We start from the raw sequence: 25,871 nt of genomic DNA on the forward strand, positions 1-25,871 counted from the left end.
TAACATCGGGATTTCAAAATTTACCCCAATATGGGAAGAAATAGACCGCCTACGGGTACACAAAGGCATTGTATATAAAGCCAACTTCAACACCTTTTCTCACCATTCAGATCGCTTCATGACAGCCCTTGAAAAGCACATACAAGGTGCCCGTTCCATGCGCTACAGCGTAGATGAAGTGTTTTACGATGTGAGTCACCTGTACCAAATTAACGTCGATTTGAATGAACACGTACAAGCCCTACGCAAAGCCATTTACAAAGAAACCGGTGTACCGACAGGCGCTGGTGTAGGCAAAACCCTAACCTTGGCCAAAGTCGCCTCGTGGGCAGCGAAGAACTGCCAACCTTACCAGGGACAATGTGTATTAATAAGCGAGAAAGAAACCGATACCGTTTTAAAACAAATGCCCGTAGGTAAACTTTGGAACATTGGCAGACAACTGAATAAACACCTGACACAAGAAGGCATTTTAACCGCCTACCAACTAAAACAGTGCGACACCAAAACCTACCACAAACAGTATTCCATCAACGTGGCTAACGTGATTTCAGAGCTGAATGGCATCGCCTGTTTAGATATTTCCGTTGAGCGAGAAAAGAAAAAACAGATATGGTCGACCGCTTCTTACCGTGATCGCCTGCATCACCGAGATGACCTTTTTGCCGAATTAGCTCACCACTGCGCCGAAGTGATGCGCAAAATACGTGACCAAAAAAGCGAGATGAAAACCCTTTCCGTATTTGTCAGCACCTCAAAATACGACCGTTGCCCACCGTTTTATCGCCGTGGTGAACTGACACTCGAAAACGGCCTAACCGATACCAGTTTTGCCCTGCAACAATTGCGCGCCTTATTCGATGATTTGATCCCCGACAACCTTGCCAAGCAACCGATATACAAAGTGGGCGTAGGTGCCCCAAGCCTGATTAATGCCGAAGTAAAACAGTTCGAGTTATTTAACCGCTTTGACAACAAAGACACCTTAAACAACACCCTCGACCAATTAAGCGATCGCTTTGGTAAAGGCGTGATCGGTTTTGCATGTCAGCAACGCAGCTACCACGAACGGCAGGGAGAAATAGAAATGTTAGAGCTAGAGAACTACTACACCGACATTAAAGACATTGTGGTGGTGAAGTGTGTTTAGTGGAAAGAAATGAATTAGCTTGAGAGTTGAAGATAGAGGCCAATAACGGTTGATATCGGAAATTACTATTAAATAGCACACTAGCTACATAAATAGATAACCATATCGGACACCTGTCCGATTTGGTTTTATGGTGACATCTAGTGCATTAAGTCATCTTACTTGGCTATACGGGAGCATTTCGCCATACAACAGAACCAAGGCACCAGTTTTTGTTAACCCATTATACCAAATATAAAAAACCGCCTCGATGGGCGGTCATTTAACAGTAATTCAATTTATGTGTACTGATTTTTAAGATGGTAAAATGTGACACCTTAAAGTGGAGCTGACAGATACGTTATAATTACCAAACAAAAAACTCTTCGATGGAAGATCATTTAACATCAATTATTAACGTAATTTTAGATAAACTCTTATTTTTGAGCTAAAAGCATCATTTTTCAAATCTATCTGACTATCAATAATGCACTCATATTTACTAATGACATGAGATAGTTCTTTTTTTATCTGAGTTAAATTAAATGGTCTAATTGCACTAATATCATTAAGTAACCTACTTTTAGCTATTGAGCTTGTTCCTTTTTTTTTCTTAAAAAATGAAAACATAGTCATCAACCTCCCTAATTATTTGACACATTATAAATAATAGCGGAATAAATTTAGTTTATAAGATGACGTTCATATTTATCTTAAAGATACCTACTACTCGATACTTATATGTCTTTTCGCTAAAAAAAGTCCTATTTAACTTAAAGAATCTATCGCGTACCACAGAATAACATTACAAATAAAAACAGGGCGTTAAACCCTGTTTTACATCATTTCAGCATCACTTGTGGCTAAAATTCCGCATTAATTATTTGTTAAGGACGTAACAAATCACAGTAAAAGCAATTCGTCCCCGACATTACTACCAACACGACAAAACTAACTCTCCTTCACCACCCTCGCTATTGTCGCCCTGCTACACCCTAACTTCTGCTTTTGCTTTCCCGAACTTACCACTTTTACATCTTTTGATTTGATTAATTCTTTTATTCGAATCACAATATGATTTGAATAAGCACTCTTTTCGCATCAAAGGATCAATTATGTGGGTATGGCAGCAAGATAACTGGCCTCATTTTCACTGGGATCAAGCCATCATTGAACCAATGGTGAGGCAAACACGTCTTAACCAAGGCATATTGCTGGGAAAAATCACCTGCCAATCGCCGAACCAACAACAAAGTATGTTGGATACGCTGCTAGCTAACATTGTCCATTCCAGTGCCATTGAAGGGGAAAAGCTTAATGCGTTTTCTGTGCGTTCGTCGTTGGCAAATAAGCTAGGGATGACGGAAGAAAAACCGTTTCCAACCACCGAGCAAACCGATGGGTTAGCTGAGATCATGCTTGATGCGGTGGAAAATCTCGATACGCCACTGACGCTTTCGCGGATCTTAACCTGGCATCAACGTTTGTTCCCTGAAGGTTATACCCTGTTTAACCCAGTGATTGGTGGCCAGTTACGGGGCGATGCGCCGATGCAGGTTGTCTCGGGCCGTATTGATAAGCCCATTGTGCACTTTGAGGCGCCACACCGTGCCATCCTTGAGCCTGAGCTGGATACTTTTATTGCGTGGTTTAACCGATCTAAAAACGATACGTCACTCGACCCTTTACTACGTGCAGCGATCACCCATTTATGGTTTGTGACCCTTCACCCGTTAGATGATGGTAATGGCCGTATCACCCGTTTGCTGACAGATTTAGCATTAGCCCAAGCCGAGCAGCAGTCGGTTCGGTTCTATGCAATGTCGGTGGGGATCTTGGCTAACCGCCACAGCTACTATGAGGTATTAGAGCAAACCCAAAAAGACGACCTCGATATTACCGCTTGGCTACACTGGTTTTTAACTACCTTGAATGCCACTTTTGATGGGGTGTTAACGGAGATCGATCAAACCGTGTTTAAAACCAATTATTGGCGCCAGATCGACCAAACCAAGCTCACCGCAGAGCAAGTGAAAGTGCTCAATCGGATGTTGGATGGTGACTTTGAGCAGGGGATCAATACTAGCCAATACCATAAGGTGGCGAAGGTCAGTAAGCCAACCGCAACCCGTCATTTGGCGTTGTTGGTTGAATTGGGTTGTTTGGTGAAATCGGGATCGGGCGGTCGTAGTACCCGCTATTTGTTACCGGTTATGAAGGATTAATAGATGCTGCCGAGTGGAAAGCCAACCGCTTTTAATTGACTAAAGTTACGTAACTTATGCAATTTACGTAACTTACATAAGTTTACATTAAAACCCTGAAAAATTAGGATTTATATACTCAAACCAATCACTAACATTAGTGTATTAAGCATATTGACGCCATGGCAGCAACAAGCTTTAGTTGCCTGTAACGCCACAGCAGCTACTAACAATTCGTATCGATAAACAAGATGGCCATCCTTATTTTAACAACAGCCTTGCGACAATAGATTGGATCACGTTCAAAAAGGAAAGTGGCAAAGGCCTAACGATGCAAATGAGCTGGATGGGAGACTCTATCAATGTGTGTTGCTGGGGAGTGGTATGGGGCAGAATAGTGTATATAAGAAAAAAGCCGCTCGTAAGAGCGACTTTTATACCTTCGTCATTTATCCGCAGCAGACAATAACTTTTTTTCAAATGATAGAAAGGAAATATTCTGCTTAAACACGATACCTGAATGCGATCGCTCTGCCGATTTTCCTACCATATAACGATAACTTAATACTTGATTCTCATTCATCTTATTAAAGCTAACATTACCTTTGAAATCACCATCTTTAGCTAATGCCATCGAGTTAAAAAAGAAAATAAAAGCTGCTAAGATTGATGTTTTAAATACCGTTTTCATAACAATTCCTTTTAACTACAGAGAAAGTGATTTTTTATTAAATTCAACAACTTGTAACGAAACCGATAGGAATAAAATATCTTTCACTAAAAAGAACGATGTCGTAGGAACACCATCAACTATTTTCCATGTATCAGGCGTTGTGAATAAAAAGCTTAACGTCACAATTGAAAGAACACTCGCTAGAACACCGAAAAACACCCCAACTTTCGGATTAAAAAAGCTATAAATCAAACCAACCGCAATAATAATTTCACTAATACCGACAAGATTTGAAACTCCCTGAACGGATAAAATGCTGTATAACCAGCCTATTAATGGGTGATTTTTCACTAATGGTTCTATTGCTGCTGCCTCTGTGGGAGTGAATTTAAAAATACCGATCCACAATAAAAGTAAAACAACACCGAAAACACCAACTTTATAGCTTAAAGGCGTCTTTACCCAACCTAATGACTGTTGCTTTATATCATTCATATTATCACTCACAAATTAAACTAAACCGTTTAGTTTAATTTATGGGTTAAACTAAGCCCTGTCAACCATTTTGAACTAAACAGTTTAGTTTGATATAATAAAAGGTAGTGACTATTGAGGTAGCTATTCATGTCAAAACAAGAACAAAAGAAAACAAATATTATCAATAAAACCATTGAGTTATGTTCTAAATATGGTTTTCATGGCACCAGTATGGACAACATCACGTCAGCAACGGGTGTATCTAAAGCTACTATTTATAAGTACTTCAATTCAAAAGAAAATTTAATAGCGGAAGCACTAGCAATCTTTAGCCAACAAGCAATTGAAAAGCTTGAATTGCTTTATAGTGATAACAGTCAAACATTGGAGCAAAAGCTGTCTAGCCGCTTTGATGGCTTATTAGATTTATTCAATCGACATGCTTTTCATGGCTGCTATTTTCAATTGGCTTACAGTGAATTCAATCAAATTGATCCAAATATCAGCCAAATTTGCAGTGGCTATAAAGAAAAACGATTAACGATGTTAGATGAATTATTGCAGAACGAAGGCATTATAGGGGCGGAAGATAAAGCTAAACAGGCTGAACTTATTTTCAATGGGTTACTTGCCACTTTACAAATCACAGAAGATCAAACACTGATCCCGCTAGCTAAAAAGATGTATCTTACTACGATATTAGAAAGCTAATACTGCGATTATTTTATTTACATTTTTAGGTAAAAAATAGCAATTAGTCACCTGTATATCATTATACATATTGCCATACGTAAGAACTCAGTTTCAGCGATAAGAGCAGCTCCCAATAGGGAGTCGTTCTTCGTTGTCGTCGCTTTGTCAGTTAACTTTTCGCCAATTTAATATATCGAATCTTTTACACAAAAGAATCAATATAAGACACATTACAAACACTAACTCTCTTTCACCACCCTCGCTATTGTCGCCCTGCTACACCCTAACTTCTGCTGTATTTCTGAATAACTCCGCCCAAGTTTTAACTGATCCCGTATATCTTGATGCAGGGATGCATTCACACGGCGCCCACGATACTTACCTTCTGCTTTTGCTTTCGCAATGCCTTGCGCTTGGCGTTTATGACGAGTTTCGTAATCATCACGTGCCATCGCGGCGCCTAAATCCAACATGAATTCAGTTAAAGCCAAGGTAATGCTGTTTTGCTCCCCCGCACTGAACACCGCATACGTCATTGGCTGATCTACCACTACTATCACCAAGCCTTTTTCCATTATGCGCGCTTTTAAGGTTTTCCATTCAAGCCAAGGTAAACGAGTAAGACGATCCATCTTTTCAATCAGCAACACATCACCGGCTTCGCTGTCATCTATCAACTTGTTAAGTTCTGGCCGTTCTAACTTGGTGCCAGATTGGTTTTCGATGTAATAGCCAGCAATACGACTATCAAACTTAGCGCCAAAGGCTTTGAGTTCTTCTTTTGCCCGTTGGGCATCTTGCTCGGTAGTAGAGGCACGAAGGTAAGCACGGATCAGCATGGTTTCCCCTAAACAGGTTTAATTTAAGTTGGTTTCTCAAATCAGTTTAGTATAGATGGTTTCACAAATGAAGCGGTAAGGGCTGAGAGGCAGTGGAGAGTGGTTTCTTTAGGGTATACAAGTAAAAACCAATAAAAATAAAAAAATAGAACAAATTGATAGCTAGTAACGATTAATAATCATTATCTATTGATAAAGGGTTATTGATATAAAATTTAATTTCTTAATGGCGAAGCTAACTTTTGCCCCAAACAAAGTTAGGCTTGAACGCAAGCTTTTACTATAGTGACCATATTTCCCCTAGCATATCTAATACAGATTCGAACTCCAGTTACCAGCCGTCTGTTGGAGTTCGAAAATATTTAGTTTATCTTGTCGTAGATTGTATCTTAAATTTCCACAAAATTAGTTTAAAAAGTACCCTAAGGTAACGCTACAATAGCTTCAATTTCGATGTGTAAATCGGGATGAAATAAATTCGAGACTTCAACAAGTGAGCTGGCAGGATAGTGCCCGCGGTAAAAGTCAAAAAGATGTTCACGGATATCAGACACTTGACAGATATCTCTCACGAAAATAGTCATTTTCACTAAGTTTTCTTTGGGGCATTTCTTCTGAACCAAAATTCTATTGATTTGAGATAGCACCTCTAAACTTTGCTCATTCAGTGTCTTAGATTGAGCATCGGTACCATAAGCTGTTAGCCCAGAGATATAAAGTGTTCCATTGTGCTTGACTCCATGTACATAGGGCCCTACTTCTTTTGGTAAGCTTTTATAAGACTGCCGTTCTACCATTACATTCTCCTTTAATTGAATAATGACAACGAATACAAATCAGACACGCGAATCTCTTTTCCAAAATGATGGACAACATGCTCACTAAAATACGACTTTTGCATATTCGTAAAAGATCCAGTCGCTTCAGTAACAACAAATGTATTGTATCCAAGGTCATGAGCTGATCTCAGAGTCGACTCCACACATACATGAGTAGCAAAGCCAGCTATTATTAGATTCGTAATACCGTTATTTCTTAAATAGCAATCTAGATTACTACCAGAAAACGCACTAGCACCAATCCGTTCAGTGACCGTATGTTCATTCTCTTGAGGCAGAAAATCGGGATGAATTTCCCCTTGAAACCCTTGCCACCGTTTGGATTTGGAAATGGCACTTCTTAGCCCAAATTCCGCTTTCCCGAAAACTGTGTATTGTTTGTCGGGCTTCATGAGAACGTGAATAACAGTAAACCCTAACTCTCTAGATAAAGACAAAGCTCTTTTAGAGTGAGTAATTGCTTGCTCAAATTGCTCTTCATCTAAAACAAGCTCGCTTCTCAGACTACCGTAATCACTTACCCACTCGTTCTGATATTCAATTAAAACAAGTGCAGTCTGCTCTGGTAATAAATCTAATTTTTCCATCATTAGTCCCTATTATTCGGAAGAAATAAAAGGTTATATGTGGTGGGAAAGAAGCGCATTATCAAATGTTAAGGTGAGTGTTTTAATCTTGAGAATGTTACAGGGCTCATTCCTAAATAGCTGGCAATATGGCAGTCACTGATTCTTTCAAACAATTTGGGCTCTTTAAGGGTAAGTTGGTGAATAAGCTCCGACTTGTCTAGGGTCAATAAACGATACTCTCGATCAACTTTGGCATCTGCTAACCACTCTAGGTACGTCATGTAGAATTTGTCCCAAATATTGAGAGTGGTTAGTTGCTCCTTGAATTGATCGAAATCTATGTATCGAAGAAGTGTGTGTTCGCAGGTAACAATGCCGAATAGGCTTGGGCGGTTACGCGCAATAGGGGCAACTGGGAAAAACACATCCTTGTCAAACAAAAACAATTTGTTGGCTTCGTTTCCATCAGGAGTAAGATAGTAAAAACGTACTGCGCCTTCGCTTAGTAGGTATACATGACTAAATACATCGTTGATATTAAGGATGTGGTGTCCCTTCTTAAACTGTGCAGTTTTAAAACTAAACAGTAAATTTTCAATTTGGGGAACACTTAAGCCAAGCTCTAGCAGCAAATTATCGAAGTTTGGGTATGACATGTAGATCCTGCTCTTGGGACTAGGGGGCACTATCGATGGGAATAGTACTATACATTATTGGCATTCCAATCAGTCGATAATGTCTGACATTTATTTAAAGTAACGATAGTCTGTGACTTCTTCACATTAAATTTGCCCCTTTTCAATTTTTTAAAAGTCAGCTCGGTAATTGGGCCGAGCTGGGTTTTGTCCAAATTTTAGCTAACTCGCTTCGCCAGTGCGTGTGATCACCAAGCGACTTTGTCATAACCAACTTCGCTAATATCATTCCATATCAGCGAAGTTACCCACTCATTTCACATAACATCTGTTATATCTACCGCAACAGAAAGCAATTATTTTCTAAGTCATAGAAAAGAAGAACAATTAAAAAAGGAGTTATATCGTCTAGTTAGTGGCAATTTTCCACCCTCACCATTTATACGAAAAATCACTTTTCCCTACTTCCCAACTTCCCGTTTAGCGATACAATCTCTTTGTCCAACGTATAAAAATATAGAAGAACTAAAATAATGAACACCCCTAACGCATTTCACTTTTTGCTAAAACAAGTCCGTGAAGAACATGGCATGACGCAAGTCGATGCAGCTAAAAACTTGAAAATAGCAAGGCAAACCTACTTAGATTTAGAGTACGGAAAAACACTACCACGACTAGATACACTGATTACACTATCGGCACTTTTTAATAAAAGTGTCGCGTATTTTACTGGCGAACGTCCCTCGTTAGACAGTTTTGATACCATGGAATTATTTGAAGAGCTTCAACAACGGTACTTAAAAAAAGTACCGAACATTGCTGAAGCCGTACCGCATTAAAAACGATAAAAGCCTGCGCCAGCAGGCTTTTTTATTGCTTTTGATCTTGATTTACCGCAACGACCAGCCCACGTAGGCCGCTATAGAAATACAGTAAATAAAGCCTGTAACCAAATACGGACAGGCCAAAGGCGTAGACACCATTTTTAAGCACCAGACGGGCTACATTGGGTGGGCGGGGGAGGTTGTGGAAGCCGATGTGCGAAGCGCGAGGTAATTGGCAGGACTGCCAACATGACAGCCTAACTACACCAATAAGAGGCCAAATGTAACCACACTAACAGGCCGCTTTTGATGTTGGCTTGTGGCTAAAGCGAACATCGATGCCAAACTGAGCGCGGAAAATTTAACATAATTGCCGTTTTATGCGTTGTGCCCAGTGCCCGCCAGCTTGCTGGGGTTAGGCACGTAACATTTCGCATAAAAACCATTATGTTAAGGCTGCTTTGTGCCAGCAAAAGGCACCAAGTAGCCGTAATTATGAAGCGCCAGCACCCACGATACTCAAACGCACGGTAATGGCGAACTACAAACCTATGCAGTTAAACCTAAGAGCGTGAGCCATTACGGTGCGAACGGGGCTTGTTTGCGCGAAGCGTAAACTTCCCCAAGATTGGGGATAGGGGTTGGAAACAAGCTCCTAAGCTAGCCAGCGGTAGAATGAATGGAAAACCGCCCCGACAACACCATGACGTTGCCTTGGTGTGAGCGATGCTTGCATTGCGGCTTTTCACACGAAGGCGTTTTAACGTGATGGTAGTAAGGGTGTGTTTGAAATGAATGGCGCGTCTCGCTGGCGGGCCTTATCCTCGGAGTGTCCGCAAGTGATAAATCCATCAAATAAAGCCCATATTTCAGGGCCTCGTAGGTAAGCGATATTCAAAATAGATTAATCTGCAGAATTACTCTCTTTAGAAAGTAACCCTTCATAATGACGGAGCGTTTCTATGTACTGCTTAACATTCGTTTTAAGCTCAACCACCTCTGATTGCGCTTGCTCTAAACGCTGAGTATTGGTGGATAAAGATGCTTTAGCATCAGACAGTGATGCTTGTAGTGTGTTTCGCTCTTGTTGAGCCTCACGCAAGTCTTTATCAAGCTGTTGGTTTTGCTCTTGTGTTGATAGCTTACTCGCTTTTAATTCTTCAATAAGCTCTTGCTTACTCTCTTGTGAAGATTCAAGACGGGTAATGTTTTTAGATAGCTCAACCACTTCCACGTTCAGTTGCTTGATCTGATCATTCAGCTCAATGTTTTGCGTTTTCGTTGATGCAACTAGCTCTTTATTACTTTCTAGCAGTAATTCATTTTTCGCCAGTTCAGTACGTAAACGCTCGTTGCTAGCCGTTGATTCACCCAATTGCTCGGTGAGGTTTTCAATTTGTTGGCGTAACTCTTGGGTAATCGCTTGCTGTGATTTATCAGCCTGGGCGAGCTCCGCCTCTACTTCTTTGATCTGCTTTTCACGCTGCTCAAGCAAGGCGGTTTGCTTGTATAAACGATCTTCAGCTCGTTCTAAATCATCAATGGCCAATAGACTTTGTTCTTTGGCATCTTCTGCGATTTCACGGTAACGACGTTCGGCTTCGGTAGCGTGGCGGGTAATTTCAGCCATGAATACACGGGTAAACTCTTCCGAGAAACCCATTTTTTCAAGCAGTGATTTTTGGTTTGCCTCAAGCTCGTCTTTCCATGCTTTGTAATATTTATGAACGGTTGAGGTGCTGCTGACATCAGGCAGCATTGAAAGCACGATACGAACACTCACCTTCTGACCTTTCGCATAAAGATCATTACAAATTAGGGTCACTTTATCTTGTAACTGATTACCACTAAGAGAAACGCTCATATCATCACCGCCATTAATTAACCTGTATAAATTATAATCTAAAAAACGAACAAAAACAACGAACGAACAGCGTTCGTTCGTTTAATTTAGAAGAAAAAGACAAAGTAGCCGTAATTATGAAGCGCCAGCACCCACGAAACCCAAACGCACGGTAATGGCGAACCACAGACAGATGCTGTTAGACCTAAGAACGTGAGCCATTACGGTGCGAACGGCTCTTGTTTGCGCGAAGCGTAAACTTCCCCAAGATTAGGGATAGGGGTTGGAAGCAAGCTCCTAAGCTAGCCAGCGGCAAAATGAATGGAAAACCGCCCCGACAACACCATGTCGTTGCCTTGGTGTGGCGATGCTTGCATTGCGGCTTTTTACACGAAGGCGTTTTAACGTGATGGTGTAAGGGCGTGGTTTGAAATGAATGTCGCGTCTCGCTGGCGGCTCTTATCCTCAGAGTGTCCACAAGTGGCAACTTATTGTCATAGCTAATATTTTGTTACTACATATTAATAACGCTGCATATTTTCTTTTCTGAGGAATATGCATGTGGAATACTCCGACCGCCCAAATTAGGGCATAAATATTTCGGAGCAATAAATGAAAAAGGCCGCATTAGTTCTTCTTGTAAGTTTTGGCTTGGTATCCACTGCAATGGCGCATTCAGGTGGTACGGACAGTAAAGGCTGTCATACAAATAGCAAAACAGGTGTTTATCACTGCCATTAATCTCCGTTACATGAATTTCCTAAAAGTCGCTTATCGTGGCTTTTAGGAATTGAGACATGTATCAATGTAACGCACAGAAATGCATCTACTTAGTACAAAGTATTCAGATAGGGAGTGGGATACTTGATGAATAAATCAGAACAGCTTTTAGCATTAGCAAGAAAAAGACAGCAAACAGTTTATGATGGATATACATCTATTGGTGATTACAACGATGGTGCATACGAATGCAATTTTGTTTCGCCATATAGTATTTCAGCGCATAATGAAAATGCTAAAGTTTTAGTAATGTTGCAAGATTGGTGTTCATCAGATTCATTTGGGGAAGATGTATGCCAAGAAACTTTAAGGTATGGTTATACTCCATCAGTTAAAACAAATATAAAATTAAAAGAATTATTATTAGAACATTTTTGTTTAGAACTTAAAGATACCTATTCAACTAATTTATTCCCTTTCATAAAACCTGGTGCAATGAATACTAGGATTCCTGCAAAAGATATGTATAGAGCAGCATTAGATTTTGCGATTCCATTAATAGATATAATTAAACCATCTATTGTGATCTGTCTTGGTAAAGAAACATTTAATGCATTAAGAAAAGCGTGTGGATTAAAAATCGTTAATAACATTCAGGAAGGTATAGAATCTCATTTTACATATAAAACGACAGAGATTTTCTGCCAAGCTCATACTGGAATGTTGGGGCAAAATAATAGAAATCGTCACGGTATACATAGGGTTACAAGTGATTGGAACCATATGAGATCATATTGTGATGGTTTATCTCAATCATTATAAGTATAAACAATAGCTATATCGTATTTTGTAACATTTATTTTATTGGCAACTTTCTTTTTTTTATATATAAAAAAGCAAAATTCCTACCACGTAAAAAAAATGAAAATAATATTATTAGCTGTAGCCTTATCTTTAACTGGATGTGCCCAAATTCAAAATTACAAGACTGTTGATGTAGCTTTAAATACACCATTATCAACATCTATTGGAGGTAGCTTTTTTAGTATCGCAAAAACAAAAGATCTACCCAATGCATTCGGTAAAGCTGATATTTATGGCGGAAAAGTCAATCTAGGTCATTCAGAATTACGATATCAAGGTTTGACAAAAGATAATCAATTAATATTACGATATACCGATGTAACTATTCATTCTGATGAGAATGTCTTTACGCGTTATGGGAATAGTTCATCAACTATTTCTTCTGGATATAATGGTAATATAATGGTCACACATGCAAATAAGAGAGATGCCAACATCTCACAATTACCTCCCAACACCATAGAATTTCTTTTCCCATTAAATAAGAAAGTATTACCAATTAGTGGTTACATTGTAACCATTATTGAAGCTACACCTTATGATGTTAAGTATACAATATCGCAATAAAAATAATAAAAACGTACGAGTACGCATAAATACCCATACTGTTAAATAAGCCCTGCAATGCAGGGCTTTTTAACACTTACCGCACACCTAAAACGACGTATACAATCCCGTCATTTCAGTGAAAGTGCCCTCTAACATATCGCAGTAAATCCCCGATTGGCGTGTGACTTCAATGTATTCCAATTGGCCACGCTTTTTACAAAAGCTGATCACTGTGTAGGTATCACACGGATCTAAAATTACCCGTAACCGTGTCACTTTATTGATTGCCCCTGTATCCGTAGGTAAATCGAATTGCAGTCCAGGTTCGGTAAGGCCGACAAAATGTTTCGCGCCGGTCATGGTAATAAATCGGTTACCACCAAGCTGGCTTAAAATGGTTTTAGCTATTTCCATATAATACGGCTGACTCATAGCGCCCCCTCCTGCTCGTAACTTTCTACCGCTTCAATAAAACATTCCAGATCGTGACAAGTACCAATTACCGGCCCTAATGCTGGGTATTGTTTAAGTACAAAGTTAAGCGCATTCACCATCTCCACCACGCTTGGATTGCATTCACGTAGTCGGATATAGAGTTGGTGCAGACGCTTATCAATAAAGTAATCGCGGGATCTGTCACTCATCGTTGTAGAGCCTGAGTGGTGCAGCGGTGATACGCTGCTCGGTTGATGTGCCTTAGTGGAGCTTGGTGAGTGTGAGTTGGAATGTGCCATCGCTTTTCTCCTTATGGGGTTTCTCATCGCCGTTTTCGCCTAACTTTTTCGAGGCACTGCAGGTTCTTTAAAGCAAGGGCGCGTAGCGTGTATTTCACCCTTGTTTTAGAGGTTCTGCTGTGCAACGTTACAGCCCGTGAAAAAGCGATGAGAACAATAAGGAGAAAACAAAAAGCACATGGAAACGGCACACACCTTAGCGACACTTGGCACAGCAAACGAAAGCTTTTGATGTTGTAGCCATGATTGTTACCCGAACGGGACAAGACATTTGCGAAGCGTTGTTTTGGCTTGGTTGAACCCTTGATACAAGGGCGGTACGACCGCAGGGGAAAGGTGTGAAATAAGCAGGATATGGCTACACAATTAGTTATGTAACTTATGCGAGTTGTGCAAGTTATGATCGTTACGTAACTTACGTAATCTTATCACTTACAATAAAACTATTGATTTTAAATTTAAAAAACTTTCTTTGAGTATTAAAAGCTAATTCTGAAGTAATGAAATCTCAAAATACAGGCTTATAAAATAGATACCTATATAAAACCAACAGCGACAATTCGCTGTTGGTTTTACTAAATTATTGAATCACACCACACGCTACACGTGAGCCACCACCACCTAATGCTTTTGGCATATCTGAGTGATTATCACCACCTGCATGGATCATAATTGAACGGCCTTTTAGTTCTTCCAACGTTAAACGAGGTGCTAATACTGGGTTCGTTGCTAGACCATTGGCACTGACAAATAGCGCAGGTAAATCACCTTTATGATTATCATCAGACCAAGCAAAGCCATGCTTATTAGTGTGCTCAGGATCGTAATGTCCTCCTGCAGCCCCACCTAAAACAACCTTGCCGTTTTTCTCTATTGAACCACAGTTACCATTTTGATGAATATGAAAACCATGCATCCCCGGTGTTAGATCTGCCAGTTCAGGTGTAAACACTACACCATATTTATTTTGGCTTAGTTCAATCGTACCTACAGGCTTACCTGTTTGTAGATCGGTCATTTTAACGGTGAGATCTTGTGCTAGCACTTGATGAGATAAACCCAACGCTAGAGCAGTGAATAGGAAAGCCTTTGCTTTGTTCATGTTTTATCCTTATTGTTTTTATTCTACGCAAGCATTAAACATGCTTTTGACAATAAGGCATAGCGATTATTTACGATTATCATTATCGATAATATCTCAAACATTCACTTTCGATAATGTGTAAAGACTAGGATCAATTTATTGCCCCATCTTTATACCGTTAACGATAAAAGCCTGACACACGACATTTGACGGTTTATGGGAGCTTAGAAAAGCTTGGGTGAGGGCATAGTAATAAGTGCTTTATAACATCAAAATCAAAAGTATCGGAACCCGCCACAGCTTGGTAACCTTTTTCGATAACGAACTTATTTTTTAGGTTATCTAAATCTTCTAAGAACGCCTTTGCAACCGTATATTCATCAATAAGTTTTTTTCGATTATTAAACCTAAAATTCAAGACAGCAAACCAGAAAGAAACCAAGCTTACGAGAGCAGCAATAAACTTAAAAATTAACGAGTAATCCACACTAACACCCTAACCAAACTTACTTAACAGACATAACTTACGCAAGTTACGTAACTTATTCTTTCATTACATATCAACGCTTTAAATAATCACTCAATGTACTAGGTGCGATATCTAATAACTTTGCGGTAGCTCTAATTCCTAATCCCATAGCGCGATATTTTTCTATTTGTTCGCGTTTATCATCGAGCTTTAAACGTTTCGCAGGCCCCTTTGGGCGGCCTAATATTTGCCCTTTCACTTTACGCGCCGCTAACGCTTCTTTGGTTCGCATTCGGATGAACTCACGTTCTATTTCACCGGCTAACCCAAAGATTGTGGCGATGATTTTAGCTTGCATCGAGCCATCAAGTTGCATGTTCTGTTTAGCGATATGGACGTTAACTTGCTTGTCCATACATAATTCTAAGATCTCTAATACTTGCAAGGTTGAACGTGCCATACGGGTGACTTCGGCAAAAATAATGGTATCGCCTGTTGATAATCCCTCTAACAAGCTCCCTAAGCGCCGCTGACGCCATTTTTTAGCCCCAGACACACAATCCTCTACAAAAACCAAGTTACTCAGTCCTGTGCGGTTTGAGTACTCTAAAATGCCATGTTTTTGGTTATTTACGTCTTGGGTATCACCCGATACACGCAGATAGGCATAGTTGGCCATGATCACTCCTTGCTTGAGTAGGAGTCATCACGCTAAACAAACAGGAAAAACAGTGCCACTAGGGAAGAGGAAAATTGCGATGGTGTATTCTAATTGGGTTGTTTACCCAATCAGCGTACACCGATAAAGGCAAAATTGCGCAAGATGGATGATTTACCCAATCAGCGCACACCCGAAATCAGCGTTAGTAACGGAAAAGTGTATTCTAATTGGGTTATTTACCCATTCAGCGCACACCAATATGGCAATGAACAGGGGGAAATACGTGGAATAACGGGAAGTACCCAATCAACGTACACCATAAAACAGTGATATACGTGGCAAAGGTGTGTCCTAATTGGGTTGTTTACCCAATCAGCGTACACCTAATCATCTAGGATAGATTTTTCTAAGTTGGTGGTCAGTTTTTTAGATCGCTTATCAATGCAGTAATACTGCTCACCACTCTTAGTCATGAAAGAGCCACTCAAAAAGCCAATAGACTCTAATTTCTTTAAGCCTGTTTTTATCTTACGGTTAGCTTCTTTGTTGCAGCTTTCCAAGCGTAAACGCTCACGTAAGCGAGTAAATGACACTGGAATAGGGTTTTCAGGCAAGGCTAATAGGTACAGGTATAAACACTGTGCCACTTCAGCGCGAGGTAACTTAGAGAGCACTTTCATGCTGACTAATACTTGGTAATCAAGACGATAAAGATCCCATAAGGATTCATCAGCCATTAGCTCAACAATATCTTCATCACCGTCATAACTGGCTTTAAGCAACATACCCGTGTGTACGGCCTTTTCGGCCCCTTTACGACGGAAAGTTAAGCTCTGGCTTTGAATACGTTCTAACGATTCACCAATCTGCCGACGAAGGTTTTTATCAAAGCGGCGGCTAGGGTAGCCACAATATTTGGCAAACTCACTGAATTTTAAACGGATAATGTTAGACGATAAGCCCAATTTGCTAAAAGCTAAGACAATGCCACACCACACTTTAAAATCGGTTTCGACATTAAGGCGAGTACCACGAACCGTGACAGAATCGTAACCTTCCTTCTGGCATAGCTCTAGGTTGGCTAAATCTGTAGTGAGATCCATCATGGTGCCGCTATTGATATTTACTTTGCGGCCTACAGGCGTGAAAACCCCTGTGCGTAACAATACGTTAGGCTGCACACTGGTTGAAGTGCTGGAAATAAGCTGTAATTCTGGGGCGGGTGCTACTTCCGTGTGCGGTAGAAGGGTCTTATCCTGAGCCATATTGTCCACATACCTTAAAATTCAAACCCAATTAGAATACACCAGTTTACCCAATTAGGATACACCTACAACCCAATTAGAATACACCCATTACCCAATTAGAATACACCCTGCTCCTCTGTAGCCCTTGGTACATAAGGGCTAGCGCGATCAGGGATCTTTATAGGATCTATATAGGATCTATATATTGGATCTATTCACTGAATATGTGGATAACTCTTCGAGTTAACACACATACTCAATGAACAAACAAAATTTAGTTTTCTTTTTGTTTTTCTAACAGAGCAATTTGCGTTTTTTCGTCAACAAAGCGTCCAAAAAAGAAAAGTTAACGGTTTAGGTTGTTGTCTTAGAAGCTCAAGCTGTGAGTCGTTCACTTACGCATAAATTTGATTCAATTTATGACTGAAAATGTCATCCATTGGCATATCTTCTGGCAGTGTCACGATCCCCATATTCACAGCTTGAAGTGCCAATTTATGTTTATCGGTTAATTCCCCTTCTAATGGGTAAGCCATCATGATTTGATAGGCTTCACGCGCCAGCATTAACATTGGATTATCGGGTACGGTTTCTTCAGCTAACGCTTCACGCGCCTGTTTCTCCGCTTGGTTGTTGCTGCTTACCCACTGGTATAAAAACTCAATCGCAATGATTTTTTTACCATGATAGATCGGCTTAAAACCAAAGTTACCCGTTTCTTCATCTACCAAAAAACGCAGCTCTTTGAGCACATCGGTGCTATTCGCCATTTCTTCGATCGGTTTTTTAATACAACGATCAATGAATACTTTGTTTTGGCCATAACTCTTTTTTAATAATTTCCCCTTCTCGTCAAGCAGCCCATAAAGCCCGTGAAGCGATTCTATCGATTGTTGATGTAATTTAGTGTTTGTATCTTTAAAAAGCGACAGAAACGCATACAGACGCTTTGAGTGCTCTGTTTTAAGGCTACGGAAAGAGTGATGGTTAATTTGAGCGTATCCCGCTGAATAATCCACATAGGCATGGATCAATTCGGTGTTAGGGACAATCGTTAACGATCCCTTGTGGTATTTCACTCGGGCAAACAGGGGAATGAAATCAAATTCTTCGCTCTGATCGTTAGATAAGCCGACTTTACGACTGGCTAAACGCTCGGCCACAGGGCGCAAGGTTGGGTAGAGTTGTTTGGAGGATAACCCAAACCATTCTTTCAGAACGACACCAGAGAAGGTGTATTGTGGAGCGTAAATATCACGCTTTTCGATGAAGTCTAACCAATGCTCACGGTTTAAACGCGATAAGAATAGCGCCATCATGTCATGCTCACGGGCAGTCAATGACAGTTGGCTAAACACCAATTCGTGACTTTTACGAAAAAAGGTTTTAGGTAATTCGTTTGTGTTTGCCGTAGTAACTTGAAAGCGCTGATCTCGGGTGTTATTGGTCATTTTTGCCGTGCCTATGGTCACATATTTTTAGTGTTGGACCTAATAATACTAAAATCATGTGACCTTTAAAGCGATTTTCTAAAGCGATTTTCACCAAGAAACACTAAAAAAGTGTGATCACAAAAATTACAAGCTGCTGATTATAAAGCGTTTTTCAGACCTTATAGATCTTTATATTGTTATATAAGGCTGTGCATATGTGGATAACTCTTCGAGTTAACACACATACCCACAGCGGCAAACAATCAAAGTTCTTTTTGTTTTTCTAACAAAGCAATTAACGCTTTTTCGTCTTGCTCAGCCAGTAAGGCCAATGCTGCTTTAACGACTTGCGAACGATTACAACGGAACGAACGCACTTGCAGCGAAAGTTCATCAATCAATTTATCTTCATGCTCAGTCAGTGAGAAAGTCACACGCTTAAATTTCTTTTCACGCTTAGCTGGCGTTTCTTTTGTCACGACATTGATTTCAGCACCACGGGCAAAGGCATCAATCTTTTGCTGATCGGTGACACGTTCACGTTTTTTAACCATGGAATACTTCCTCCATCAATGCGCTAATTTCAGCTTTGGCTTTTGCGTCTTTCCACTCAAATACTGATTTACCTTCAGCAACACAATCACGAAACGCTTTGCGATCGTAAACAAGCGTTGTTGCTACACCGAACTCTGGGAAATCAGACAGGTATTCTTTGGCATCATCCGCTTCTTTGATCACAGGATTTGTCGGGCACATGTTCAGTACCAGGTAACCTTTTAATTTTGGATTGATGTCTTGTGCTTGAAGGAATACATCTGTTAGATGTGGCAAGGTATCTAAATCATATTGCGATGGGCGAGAAGGGGATAACAGCACATCGGCAATCACCATACCGGTACGTAATTCACGACTATCACGGCCAGCTGTATCGGCAACCACGTAATCGTAATGGACCGCTAAATCTTTCAACGTTTGGTTGATATTGCCTGACGCTTGTACGTGAGGGATATGTTTTAGGGTTTCTTGCTCCTGGCGATCTTGCGCCCAACGAACGGCAGAGCCTTGGGGATCTGCATCAACCAAAATTACGTTATGACCTTGATGCACTAACCAGCCAGCCACGTTTACCGCTAAGGTGGATTTACCACAGCCGCCCTTTTGGCTACCAAGCAAAATAATCTTTCCCATCATCTTCCCTTACGTAAATTAAGTAACTTTGGTAAGTGTAATAACTTACGTAACTTATGCAAGTTAAATAAACACAAAAGTATAAAGTTATAGTGCATTAGATTTCAGATCCATAGAACAACTTCTTGTAACTCATAAAATACGTTTTGCACATCGCTTAACTTATCGATCGCGCACACTTCACCCGTAACATAAGTCACTGTTTTAATTTTGTATTGTGATGGGCTTGTTTATCGAATAAAGGAACCTATAACGCAGACACGTTAAGGACAGTTGAACCTTTGTCGTTACGGGTATGCCAGTGACTCTAAATAAATGGGAGTTATCGGTTTAAGCACAATAATAAGTAATTGAATACGTGACAACGTAATGCCGTCTTAACACGGACGCATAGCATATACGGCGATGTTATATGCTGTGATAAACAGGTATTCAAATACGTTATCCCGCCTTTGAGTAATAGAGAGTGCGCTATATTTTAGGAAGCTAAAACCTGTTTGATTTGACTAATAGAAACACCAAACTCTTCACGAAATGTCCGACTTAGGTGGGCGCTATCTGAGAAACCTGCAATGTAGGCAGCATTGGTTGCTGATAACCCTTGCCTTAATGAGTAAACCGCACAAATGAGCCTGCGCCATCGTAAATAAGGACGCCAAGCAATACCAATATTTTGCTTAAATAAATGAAGAAAACGGCTTTCCGAAATATTGAGCTGTTTCGCCACATCGCTCGCTCGCCATGAGCTAGGCTTACGACATTTTCCAGACAAACAATGATCAAGTTCATCCAGCAGAGACTGAATTCTAGGAGCTATGCTAGTAGGGAGTTCATCATCGAGTCGGGTTTGCTTTTTGAGCATGGTTAAGTAAGGCAAAAAAATATGGAGCGGTGCATTGGCATCGATAGTGGGATTCATATCGTGCCCAACAATAGGGGGAAACGTACAAATAGTTTGCTCACCGAGATACTGACTCACTCTTTGACCTAAATGGCTATATGGTTCAATCAATAAAATCCATCCTTCTTCTAGCGTTAACTTGTGCGAGACTTTAGGGCCAATGATGAGGTTGGATTCAATTTTTTCCTCTCCGATGAAACAAGCACTATTTTCGCGAGGGAAAACCAGCTGAATTGTGTGATGTTCATGCTCGTTGGTATCAAGGTTAGAGCCATAAAACAGTAAGGTTCCGGGCTTTAACCAGACCTTAGGTTTGACTAATGCGTGAGGTGAAAGATGAGTAGTCATGAATTTCAATTGTTATTTCGATGTAATGATAAAGTTGTATTTATGGTATCTAGGTGGGAGTAAAGTGGTCAAGGTAGCGATGTAGGGTCTGTCGCAAACTTTGATTCTTAATGTTTAAAAGCTGCAAATTTCCTCTGACGAAATTATTGAAATCGTGCGTTATTCTCTAGCCTACACACTCAGTTATCGTGAAATTGAAGAGGGACAATTAGAGCGCGGAGTCGCTAAGCGTTGGTTTATCAAGTTTACAGCAAATTAACACAGAACATTTGCGCCATTCCGTTACCTAAAGAAAAAAACTTGGTAACAAAAAAGAAACATAGCAGGTTTGTTCAATTTTTTAGTTCTAAAGCTTATTAAGGTGTTGAGCAAAATAACAATACTTCATTCAGTTAGCTAAAGGACTAAATAACTATGCACAGCACAATCGACGATCTTTGTCAGCAACTAGGACTTAACCCTCTCAAGGTCGCACTTTCATCTGTTAAAGAACTGTATGCCATGCCAGAGCAGCAGCTACTTGATTTCAAATTTTCCATCATCAAAGAAGCATTTGAATTCCACTATCAAAACAATGCATTTTATCGCCAATCTTGTGACCAGAAAGGCGTGACTCCCGAGACTCTGACAGCTGCAGCACAGCTCATTGATATCCCTGTGATGCCAATTGAACTGTTCAAAGCACAAGACAACTTCAAGCTATTATCAAAATCGCTCAATGACGTAGAGCTTGAAATGAGAAGTACTGGCACCTCTGGTATCCCAAGTGTTTCTCGTCGCTGCAAAGAAACGGTCGACAACGCCGTACTTGGTATTTACACCATGTATCGTGAGTTCCTCAATATCTCAAAAGGTGCAGGTCTCTACCTGTGTCCTTCGACTGAAGAAATCCCAGAGATGGGGATGATCAAAGCACTCAATATGCTTGCTGGCCTGCTGGATACACACCGCTTTATGGTACAAAACGAACAGATGGTGCCGGAGGATGTACAAGCACAACTGGATGAATGGGCTGGCAAGTTTGATCGCCATATCATTGGACCTCCCTTCTTAATCAATCGCTTTATCCGTTTTCTAAAAGCAACCAATACTAAGCTAAAGCTGGACAAGAACAGTTACGTTATTACCTTAGGTGGCTGGAAACGCTTTAGTGGTGATATGTTGTCACGTGCCGAATTTAATCAAGAATGTATCGATTACTTGGGTGTCGAACCTAAGAACATTCGTGACATATACGCACTCGTTGAATCTAATGTCATCGCGATAGATGACGAAAATGGTGTTAAACACGTCTCTCCTTTCATTCACTTCTCCGTACGCGATCCAAAACAACTAAATAAAGAAGTGCCTCTCGGCACGACTGGGCAGCTAGCCATTTTAGATCCCCTATCACGCTCTACTCCTGGCTTTATATTGACGGAAGATTTGGTTCGCCTATTACCAAAAGAAGAAGGCGACCATCGCTCCGGTCAACGAATACAGTATGTAATGAGACTTCCTGAATCCAAAGAGTTTGGTTGCTGTGCTGTCAATCTTGACAAGCGTTTAGACGACCTAGAGGCAGAGCAAACTGAAGGCTGCCCACTGGTTAGCTAATCGATAGCCAACAGAATATCAAACGAGGATTATTGGGATGTACAACGACATCATTATTACTAACTTCACTGCCCCTACCTGCAGCGGTGAATTGACGTCACCAGATGTCACTTTCATGGTCGGCAATTCAGTGTGCGGCGATAGAATTGAAATAGCGTTAAACACTAAGAATCAAAGTATTACCGAAGCTAAATTCCAGGCATGGGGGTGCGCGACGTCAGTCGCCACCGCCAACATCTTTTGTAACGCGATTACCGAAAAGTCAGCGAGCCAAATACAGCAATGGCCTGTTTCTGATATGGCACCTTTACTTGGAGATCTTGAGCCTTCCCAACAACATTGTGTGGCTATCTTGGAAGGACTCTTTGAGGAGCTGGCAAAGAGCATCAACAGCACTAACGGTGAAATGACTTTTAATGTGGAGGCTAAGCATGTTTCAGCAACCTAGCGGCCAACTGTACCGCAAATACTTTGACTACAATGCCACCACACCAATGTCTGAAGAAACAGTGTCGGTGATTCAGTCGATACTGCCACTGTTTGCTAACCCTTCAAGCAACACGTTACTGGCCAAAAAAAGCAAGCATATTCTTGCTACCGCTCGCCAAAATATGGCGGATTTGCTATCAGTGCAACCTGAACAGATCTTTTTTACATCAGGAGGCTCTGAGTCAAACAACTGGGCGATAAAAAGCATCCTGTTGCCGCATATTAAGCAACCTGGACATGTCATCACAACAGCCATAGAGCACCCTTCCGTGCTTGCAACCATTGGCTACTTTCAGAAACAGTACGGATTTAGTGTGACTTATTTGGCACCAGATCATACTGGATCAATTTGTCCTAAACAGCTTGAAGCCGCGATTTGTCCGGACACTCAATTAATCAGCATTATGTCGGCAAATAATGAAACTGGTCGTTTGCAACCCATTGAATCTATTGCCCACATTGCGCGCAAGCGAAATATCCCTTTTCACGTCGACGCCGTTCAGCAGGTGGGGAAGAAGCCAATAAACTGTCATTTGATTGATATGGACTTCGCTTCTGTTTCTGCTCATAAGTTTTATGGACCAAAAGGGATTGGTTGCTTGTACATCAAAGAGCCCAAGCATTTCTCGCCGCTCATTCACGGTGGCGGCCAAGAGCAGGGACTTCGCTCTGGCACTGAGAACCTCATTGCGCTCTCTGGACTCGCTGCGGCGGCGAAGCAAGCATGCGTTCACCTGACCGACTGGCATGAGCAAGCACTTCAACACAAAACCTTGTTATTAGATTTACTTGAGCAATCTTGGCTTCCAGTTACCTTCAATGGCGCGACAGATCCTCAGCTCGCGCTGACAAACTGCATCAACCTCGCTATTGAAGGATTAAGGGGAGAGGCGCTGGCACTTAGGCTTGAGCTCAACCATGGAATTCAAGTATCTATCGGCTCTGCTTGCAGTAACAACAAACAGAAACAACTATCACATGTACTGAGTGCTATGCAGGTTCCAGAGCACATAATCCAAAGTGCCATACGTATCAGCTTTGGTCAGTTTACACAGGAGGAAGATATTCGGGCGTTAGTTTCTGCGCTGGAAATTGAAGCTGACGCATTGTTTAACATTGGAGGTCAGGTCGCCAATGGGTAACGCTAACTATTCACTTACTTTAGAAGATAACTTCTTAACGCATTTTTTCTTCTACGCGGCTCGGTATCCACAACGAGAGGCATGTATATTCCAACCTCGCGGCCCAGAAACTGCGATCACTTTGAGCTATGAAGCGTTAAATCATAAAGTCATCGAAAAAGCGAAATTTCTTGTTGAGCAAGGCTTAACTAACAAACCCGTTGGATTGCTATTTCCAACTGGCATAGAGTTTGTGGTGGACTTTCTCGCATGCCTAGCTGCGGGTGTGCATGCGGTGCCAATGAATGTCACTAAGAACAGCAAGCAGCTTGAGCGTACGCTTGCGATTCTCTCCGATACCGGCGTCAACACTGTCCTTACCACATCAGACACGAAGATCTTAGTTGGTAGCTTACTTGAGGATCTGGGTGAGTTTCGTTGGATCGACGCCTGCGGCAGTGTATCAGTGACAACAACGCTGCCTACCATCGGCCTTGATGACATTGCATTTATTCAATATACCTCGGGATCCACTAGTGCTCCTAAAGGCGTCATCGTTAGCCATCGTAATGTGGTCGATAATCAACGGGCAATACAAACAGCTTGTGGCCATAAACAAGGTTTGATCGCTGGCGGGTGGTTACCTCAATTTCATGACATGGGACTTATTGGGCACATGTTGCAACCCCTTTTCTTAGGGGGAACATATGTGTTTATGCCACCGCTAAATTTTATTCAGCGACCAATTCGTTGGCTGCAATTAATTGACCGCTATCGGATCCACAGCTCTGCCGCCCCTAATTTTGGCTATGAACACTGCACCAAGTTAATAAAGCCAAGCGCATCTCTTGAACAATTGGATTTAAGCTGCTGGCAAGTAGCACTCAATGGCTCAGAGCCAATTAAAGCCGCCACAATGAAAGACTTCGCGACTCAATTTGCAGCGCAAGGCTTTAGTGAAAAAGCATTTTTCCCTTGCTATGGAATGGCTGAAACAACGTTGTTTGTCAGCGGAGGTCCTAAACACGGCGGTATGCAAAGCCTTCAGCTCGATCGCAACGCACTTGCCAAAGGCAAGGTGTCAACTAGCCAGCCTTCATCGACCAACGCAGACTCGCTCAACGTGGTTAACTGTGGTGAGCTTAGTGAACATTTTCAGTGCGCTATCGTCGACCCAGACAAACTAACCCGATGTGCAGACAATATCGTCGGCGAAATTTGGCTACGCAGTGCATCTGTATCACAAGGCTACCTTAAGCAGCCACAAACCAACTCACTCATTTTTGAAGCCGCAATAAAAGGAGAAGGTGACCAATACTTCCTCCGTACCGGTGATCTTGGTTTTGTCCGTGATGGCTGTCTATTTGTCACTGGCCGATTAAAAGAGCTCATTATCTTGCGAGGCAAGAACATTTACCCCTATGACCTGGAGCATATTTGTAACGGTTACTCACACGCAGCAGGGGGGAATGGCGCATCAGTGTTCACGGTTAGTGACAACAATACGGTCAAACTGGCCGCTGCAGTGGAGATCAAAAAGCGTGCACTAAAAGAGCAATGCCATGATGCCATGCGCCGCGATCTGACACAAAGGCTAGCAGAAGGCGCGGGTATCACTCTTGACTATCTACTATTGCTACCACCTGGAAGCTTACCAAAAACCACCAGTGGAAAAATTCGTCGCGGCGAATGCCAACACTTATTAAACACAGCTCCACTTCAAGGCGAATTCAGTCATTAAC

General features: G+C 41.3%; 29 protein-coding genes. 11 read left to right on the forward strand and 18 right to left on the reverse strand.

Features of this window, described 5'->3' with window-relative positions:
* On the forward strand, window positions 1–1,150 hold a 1,150-nt coding region (locus BTO08_RS22045), incomplete at its 5' end, for a Y-family DNA polymerase (RefSeq protein WP_105062719.1).
* A gap of 393 nt (window positions 1,151–1,543) precedes the next feature.
* Here BTO08_RS22045 and BTO08_RS22050 read toward each other — a convergent pair.
* Complete coding sequence (locus BTO08_RS22050) at window positions 1,544–1,765, reverse strand: hypothetical protein (protein ID WP_105062720.1); 222 nt, start codon at window positions 1,763–1,765, stop codon at window positions 1,544–1,546.
* 479 nt (window positions 1,766–2,244) lie between these two features.
* Here BTO08_RS22050 and BTO08_RS22055 point away from each other — a divergent pair, with 479 nt between their 5' ends.
* Window positions 2,245–3,354, forward strand: a complete 1,110-nt coding sequence (locus tag BTO08_RS22055; protein WP_105062721.1) for a Fic family protein — start codon at window positions 2,245–2,247, stop codon at window positions 3,352–3,354.
* Between the two features lie 424 nt (window positions 3,355–3,778).
* On the opposite strand, the gene BTO08_RS22060 is transcribed toward BTO08_RS22055, so the two are convergent.
* Both BTO08_RS22060 and BTO08_RS22065 read right to left on the reverse strand, forming a co-directional pair.
* A complete protein-coding gene (locus BTO08_RS22060; RefSeq protein WP_105062722.1) occupies window positions 3,779–4,024 on the reverse strand; it encodes a hypothetical protein in 246 nt (81 codons plus the stop codon).
* Window positions 4,025–4,039: 15 nt separating this feature from the next.
* Window positions 4,040–4,501, reverse strand: coding sequence for a DUF417 family protein (locus BTO08_RS22065; RefSeq protein ID WP_105062723.1), 462 nt, complete (start codon window positions 4,499–4,501; stop codon window positions 4,040–4,042).
* 129 nt (window positions 4,502–4,630) lie between these two features.
* Between BTO08_RS22065 and BTO08_RS22070 the strand changes: the two genes are divergently transcribed.
* Window positions 4,631–5,194, forward strand: a complete 564-nt coding sequence (locus BTO08_RS22070) for a TetR/AcrR family transcriptional regulator (protein WP_105062724.1) — start codon at window positions 4,631–4,633, stop codon at window positions 5,192–5,194.
* Window positions 5,195–5,415: 221 nt separating this feature from the next.
* Here the strand turns inward: BTO08_RS22070 and BTO08_RS22075 are convergent, their stop codons facing one another.
* The 4 genes from BTO08_RS22075 to BTO08_RS22090 all read right to left on the reverse strand — a co-directional run bounded on the left by BTO08_RS22075 (window position 5,416) and on the right by BTO08_RS22090 (window position 8,079).
* Window positions 5,416–6,015, reverse strand: a complete 600-nt coding sequence (locus tag BTO08_RS22075; RefSeq protein WP_105062725.1) for a recombinase family protein — start codon at window positions 6,013–6,015, stop codon at window positions 5,416–5,418.
* A 422-nt stretch (window positions 6,016–6,437) separates the two neighbouring features.
* Entirely contained in the window at window positions 6,438–6,812 is a 375-nt protein-coding gene (locus BTO08_RS22080; RefSeq protein WP_105062726.1) for a RidA family protein, read from the reverse strand.
* A gap of 11 nt (window positions 6,813–6,823) precedes the next feature.
* Entirely contained in the window at window positions 6,824–7,441 is a 618-nt protein-coding gene (locus BTO08_RS22085; protein ID WP_198038541.1) for an isochorismatase family cysteine hydrolase, read from the reverse strand.
* A gap of 68 nt (window positions 7,442–7,509) precedes the next feature.
* Complete coding sequence (locus BTO08_RS22090) at window positions 7,510–8,079, reverse strand: Crp/Fnr family transcriptional regulator (RefSeq protein ID WP_105062728.1); 570 nt, start codon at window positions 8,077–8,079, stop codon at window positions 7,510–7,512.
* A gap of 512 nt (window positions 8,080–8,591) precedes the next feature.
* Between BTO08_RS22090 and BTO08_RS22095 the strand changes: the two genes are divergently transcribed.
* Entirely contained in the window at window positions 8,592–8,897 is a 306-nt protein-coding gene (locus tag BTO08_RS22095) for a helix-turn-helix transcriptional regulator (protein ID WP_105062729.1), read from the forward strand.
* Window positions 8,898–9,786: 889 nt separating this feature from the next.
* Here the strand turns inward: BTO08_RS22095 and BTO08_RS22100 are convergent.
* Window positions 9,787–10,746 carry a DNA-binding protein gene (locus BTO08_RS22100; protein ID WP_105062730.1) on the reverse strand — a complete coding sequence of 320 codons (960 nt, stop codon included), beginning with the start codon at window positions 10,744–10,746 and terminating at the stop codon, window positions 9,787–9,789.
* 591 nt (window positions 10,747–11,337) lie between these two features.
* Here BTO08_RS22100 and BTO08_RS22105 point away from each other — a divergent pair.
* The 3 genes from BTO08_RS22105 to BTO08_RS22115 all read left to right on the forward strand — a co-directional run bounded on the left by BTO08_RS22105 (window position 11,338) and on the right by BTO08_RS22115 (window position 12,876).
* The gene (locus tag BTO08_RS22105) at window positions 11,338–11,466 is read left to right on the forward strand and encodes a YHYH domain-containing protein (RefSeq protein ID WP_105062731.1); all 129 of its coding nucleotides are present in this window, start codon (window positions 11,338–11,340) and stop codon (window positions 11,464–11,466) included.
* 126 nt (window positions 11,467–11,592) lie between these two features.
* Window positions 11,593–12,267 carry a hypothetical protein gene (locus BTO08_RS22110; RefSeq protein ID WP_105062732.1) on the forward strand — a complete coding sequence of 225 codons (675 nt, stop codon included), beginning with the start codon at window positions 11,593–11,595 and terminating at the stop codon, window positions 12,265–12,267.
* 99 nt (window positions 12,268–12,366) lie between these two features.
* Window positions 12,367–12,876 (forward strand): peptidase, encoded by a 510-nt coding sequence (locus BTO08_RS22115; protein WP_105062733.1) that lies wholly within the window; start codon window positions 12,367–12,369, stop codon window positions 12,874–12,876.
* 87 nt (window positions 12,877–12,963) lie between these two features.
* On the opposite strand, the gene BTO08_RS22120 is transcribed toward BTO08_RS22115, so the two are convergent.
* From BTO08_RS22120 to BTO08_RS22165, 10 genes are all read right to left on the reverse strand, one after another.
* On the reverse strand, window positions 12,964–13,290 hold the full coding sequence (locus BTO08_RS22120; RefSeq protein ID WP_242446335.1) for a hypothetical protein: 327 nt from the start codon (window positions 13,288–13,290) through the stop codon (window positions 12,964–12,966).
* Entirely contained in the window at window positions 13,287–13,592 is a 306-nt protein-coding gene (locus BTO08_RS22125; RefSeq protein ID WP_105062734.1) for a hypothetical protein, read from the reverse strand. The genes BTO08_RS22120 and BTO08_RS22125 overlap by 4 nt, the downstream gene beginning before the upstream one ends.
* Before the next feature lie 580 nt (window positions 13,593–14,172).
* Window positions 14,173–14,694 (reverse strand): superoxide dismutase family protein, encoded by a 522-nt coding sequence (locus BTO08_RS22130; protein WP_105062735.1) that lies wholly within the window; start codon window positions 14,692–14,694, stop codon window positions 14,173–14,175.
* 196 nt (window positions 14,695–14,890) lie between these two features.
* Window positions 14,891–15,163, reverse strand: a complete 273-nt coding sequence (locus tag BTO08_RS22135; protein WP_105062736.1) for a hypothetical protein — start codon at window positions 15,161–15,163, stop codon at window positions 14,891–14,893.
* Between the two features lie 73 nt (window positions 15,164–15,236).
* Window positions 15,237–15,824 carry a recombinase family protein gene (locus BTO08_RS22140; protein ID WP_105062737.1) on the reverse strand — a complete coding sequence of 196 codons (588 nt, stop codon included), beginning with the start codon at window positions 15,822–15,824 and terminating at the stop codon, window positions 15,237–15,239.
* Between the two features lie 365 nt (window positions 15,825–16,189).
* Window positions 16,190–17,071 carry a RepB family plasmid replication initiator protein gene (locus BTO08_RS22145; protein WP_105062738.1) on the reverse strand — a complete coding sequence of 294 codons (882 nt, stop codon included), beginning with the start codon at window positions 17,069–17,071 and terminating at the stop codon, window positions 16,190–16,192.
* Between the two features lie 377 nt (window positions 17,072–17,448).
* Window positions 17,449–18,504 carry a replication initiation protein gene (locus tag BTO08_RS22150; protein ID WP_105062739.1) on the reverse strand — a complete coding sequence of 352 codons (1,056 nt, stop codon included), beginning with the start codon at window positions 18,502–18,504 and terminating at the stop codon, window positions 17,449–17,451.
* 245 nt (window positions 18,505–18,749) lie between these two features.
* Complete coding sequence (locus BTO08_RS22155) at window positions 18,750–19,040, reverse strand: hypothetical protein (protein ID WP_105062740.1); 291 nt, start codon at window positions 19,038–19,040, stop codon at window positions 18,750–18,752.
* Window positions 19,033–19,674: an AAA family ATPase gene (locus BTO08_RS22160; protein ID WP_105062741.1), complete on the reverse strand. Its 642-nt coding sequence runs from the start codon at window positions 19,672–19,674 to the stop codon at window positions 19,033–19,035. Before BTO08_RS22160 ends, BTO08_RS22155 begins: the two co-directional genes overlap by 8 nt.
* Window positions 19,675–20,152: 478 nt before the next feature.
* Window positions 20,153–20,923: an AraC family transcriptional regulator gene (locus BTO08_RS22165; protein ID WP_105062742.1), complete on the reverse strand. Its 771-nt coding sequence runs from the start codon at window positions 20,921–20,923 to the stop codon at window positions 20,153–20,155.
* Between the two features lie 414 nt (window positions 20,924–21,337).
* On the opposite strand from BTO08_RS22165, the gene BTO08_RS22170 reads away from it, so the two are divergent.
* The 4 genes from BTO08_RS22170 to BTO08_RS22185 are packed head-to-tail and all read left to right on the forward strand — an operon-like array spanning window position 21,338 to window position 25,870.
* Window positions 21,338–22,519, forward strand: coding sequence for a LuxE family acyl-protein synthetase (locus BTO08_RS22170; protein WP_105062743.1), 1,182 nt, complete (start codon window positions 21,338–21,340; stop codon window positions 22,517–22,519).
* 37 nt (window positions 22,520–22,556) lie between these two features.
* Window positions 22,557–22,967 carry an iron-sulfur cluster assembly scaffold protein gene (locus BTO08_RS22175; RefSeq protein ID WP_105062744.1) on the forward strand — a complete coding sequence of 137 codons (411 nt, stop codon included), beginning with the start codon at window positions 22,557–22,559 and terminating at the stop codon, window positions 22,965–22,967.
* Window positions 22,951–24,150: a cysteine desulfurase family protein gene (locus tag BTO08_RS22180; RefSeq protein WP_198038542.1), complete on the forward strand. Its 1,200-nt coding sequence runs from the start codon at window positions 22,951–22,953 to the stop codon at window positions 24,148–24,150. Before BTO08_RS22175 ends, BTO08_RS22180 begins: the two co-directional genes overlap by 17 nt.
* Window positions 24,143–25,870, forward strand: a complete 1,728-nt coding sequence (locus BTO08_RS22185; RefSeq protein ID WP_105062746.1) for a fatty acyl-AMP ligase — start codon at window positions 24,143–24,145, stop codon at window positions 25,868–25,870. Before BTO08_RS22180 ends, BTO08_RS22185 begins: the two co-directional genes overlap by 8 nt.
* The last annotated feature ends 1 nt before the right edge of the window (window position 25,871 follow it).

Origin of the sequence: Photobacterium angustum (assembly GCF_002954615.1) — a bacterium.
GTDB lineage: Bacteria > Pseudomonadota > Gammaproteobacteria > Enterobacterales > Vibrionaceae > Photobacterium > Photobacterium angustum_A.

Excerpts from the sequence above, each read along its gene's own strand:
- BTO08_RS22150 (WP_105062739.1), bottom strand. The coding sequence starts at position 18,504 with ATGACCAATAACACCCGAGATCAGCGCTTTCAAGTTACTACGGCAAAC.
- BTO08_RS22120 (WP_242446335.1), bottom strand. The coding sequence starts at position 13,290 with ATGAGTCAGCCGTATTATATGGAAATAGCTAAAACCATTTTAAGCCAG.
- BTO08_RS22065 (WP_105062723.1), bottom strand. The coding sequence starts at position 4,501 with ATGAATGATATAAAGCAACAGTCATTAGGTTGGGTAAAGACGCCTTTA.
- BTO08_RS22090 (WP_105062728.1), bottom strand. The coding sequence starts at position 8,079 with ATGTCATACCCAAACTTCGATAATTTGCTGCTAGAGCTTGGCTTAAGT.
- BTO08_RS22110 (WP_105062732.1), top strand. The coding sequence starts at position 11,593 with ATGAATAAATCAGAACAGCTTTTAGCATTAGCAAGAAAAAGACAGCAA.
- BTO08_RS22155 (WP_105062740.1), bottom strand. The coding sequence starts at position 19,040 with ATGGTTAAAAAACGTGAACGTGTCACCGATCAGCAAAAGATTGATGCC.
- BTO08_RS22060 (WP_105062722.1), bottom strand. The coding sequence starts at position 4,024 with ATGAAAACGGTATTTAAAACATCAATCTTAGCAGCTTTTATTTTCTTT.
- BTO08_RS22055 (WP_105062721.1), top strand. The coding sequence starts at position 2,245 with ATGTGGGTATGGCAGCAAGATAACTGGCCTCATTTTCACTGGGATCAA.
- BTO08_RS22140 (WP_105062737.1), bottom strand. The coding sequence starts at position 15,824 with ATGGCCAACTATGCCTATCTGCGTGTATCGGGTGATACCCAAGACGTA.
- BTO08_RS22075 (WP_105062725.1), bottom strand. The coding sequence starts at position 6,015 with ATGCTGATCCGTGCTTACCTTCGTGCCTCTACTACCGAGCAAGATGCC.
- BTO08_RS22105 (WP_105062731.1), top strand. The coding sequence starts at position 11,338 with ATGAAAAAGGCCGCATTAGTTCTTCTTGTAAGTTTTGGCTTGGTATCC.
- BTO08_RS22185 (WP_105062746.1), top strand. The coding sequence starts at position 24,143 with ATGGGTAACGCTAACTATTCACTTACTTTAGAAGATAACTTCTTAACG.
- BTO08_RS22160 (WP_105062741.1), bottom strand. The coding sequence starts at position 19,674 with ATGGGAAAGATTATTTTGCTTGGTAGCCAAAAGGGCGGCTGTGGTAAA.
- BTO08_RS22085 (WP_198038541.1), bottom strand. The coding sequence starts at position 7,441 with ATGGAAAAATTAGATTTATTACCAGAGCAGACTGCACTTGTTTTAATT.
- BTO08_RS22130 (WP_105062735.1), bottom strand. The coding sequence starts at position 14,694 with ATGAACAAAGCAAAGGCTTTCCTATTCACTGCTCTAGCGTTGGGTTTA.
- BTO08_RS22170 (WP_105062743.1), top strand. The coding sequence starts at position 21,338 with ATGCACAGCACAATCGACGATCTTTGTCAGCAACTAGGACTTAACCCT.
- BTO08_RS22145 (WP_105062738.1), bottom strand. The coding sequence starts at position 17,071 with ATGGCTCAGGATAAGACCCTTCTACCGCACACGGAAGTAGCACCCGCC.
- BTO08_RS22125 (WP_105062734.1), bottom strand. The coding sequence starts at position 13,592 with ATGGCACATTCCAACTCACACTCACCAAGCTCCACTAAGGCACATCAA.
- BTO08_RS22100 (WP_105062730.1), bottom strand. The coding sequence starts at position 10,746 with ATGAGCGTTTCTCTTAGTGGTAATCAGTTACAAGATAAAGTGACCCTA.
- BTO08_RS22115 (WP_105062733.1), top strand. The coding sequence starts at position 12,367 with ATGAAAATAATATTATTAGCTGTAGCCTTATCTTTAACTGGATGTGCC.
- BTO08_RS22095 (WP_105062729.1), top strand. The coding sequence starts at position 8,592 with ATGAACACCCCTAACGCATTTCACTTTTTGCTAAAACAAGTCCGTGAA.
- BTO08_RS22070 (WP_105062724.1), top strand. The coding sequence starts at position 4,631 with ATGTCAAAACAAGAACAAAAGAAAACAAATATTATCAATAAAACCATT.
- BTO08_RS22080 (WP_105062726.1), bottom strand. The coding sequence starts at position 6,812 with ATGGTAGAACGGCAGTCTTATAAAAGCTTACCAAAAGAAGTAGGGCCC.
- BTO08_RS22165 (WP_105062742.1), bottom strand. The coding sequence starts at position 20,923 with ATGACTACTCATCTTTCACCTCACGCATTAGTCAAACCTAAGGTCTGG.
- BTO08_RS22050 (WP_105062720.1), bottom strand. The coding sequence starts at position 1,765 with ATGACTATGTTTTCATTTTTTAAGAAAAAAAAAGGAACAAGCTCAATA.
- BTO08_RS22175 (WP_105062744.1), top strand. The coding sequence starts at position 22,557 with ATGTACAACGACATCATTATTACTAACTTCACTGCCCCTACCTGCAGC.
- BTO08_RS22180 (WP_198038542.1), top strand. The coding sequence starts at position 22,951 with ATGTTTCAGCAACCTAGCGGCCAACTGTACCGCAAATACTTTGACTAC.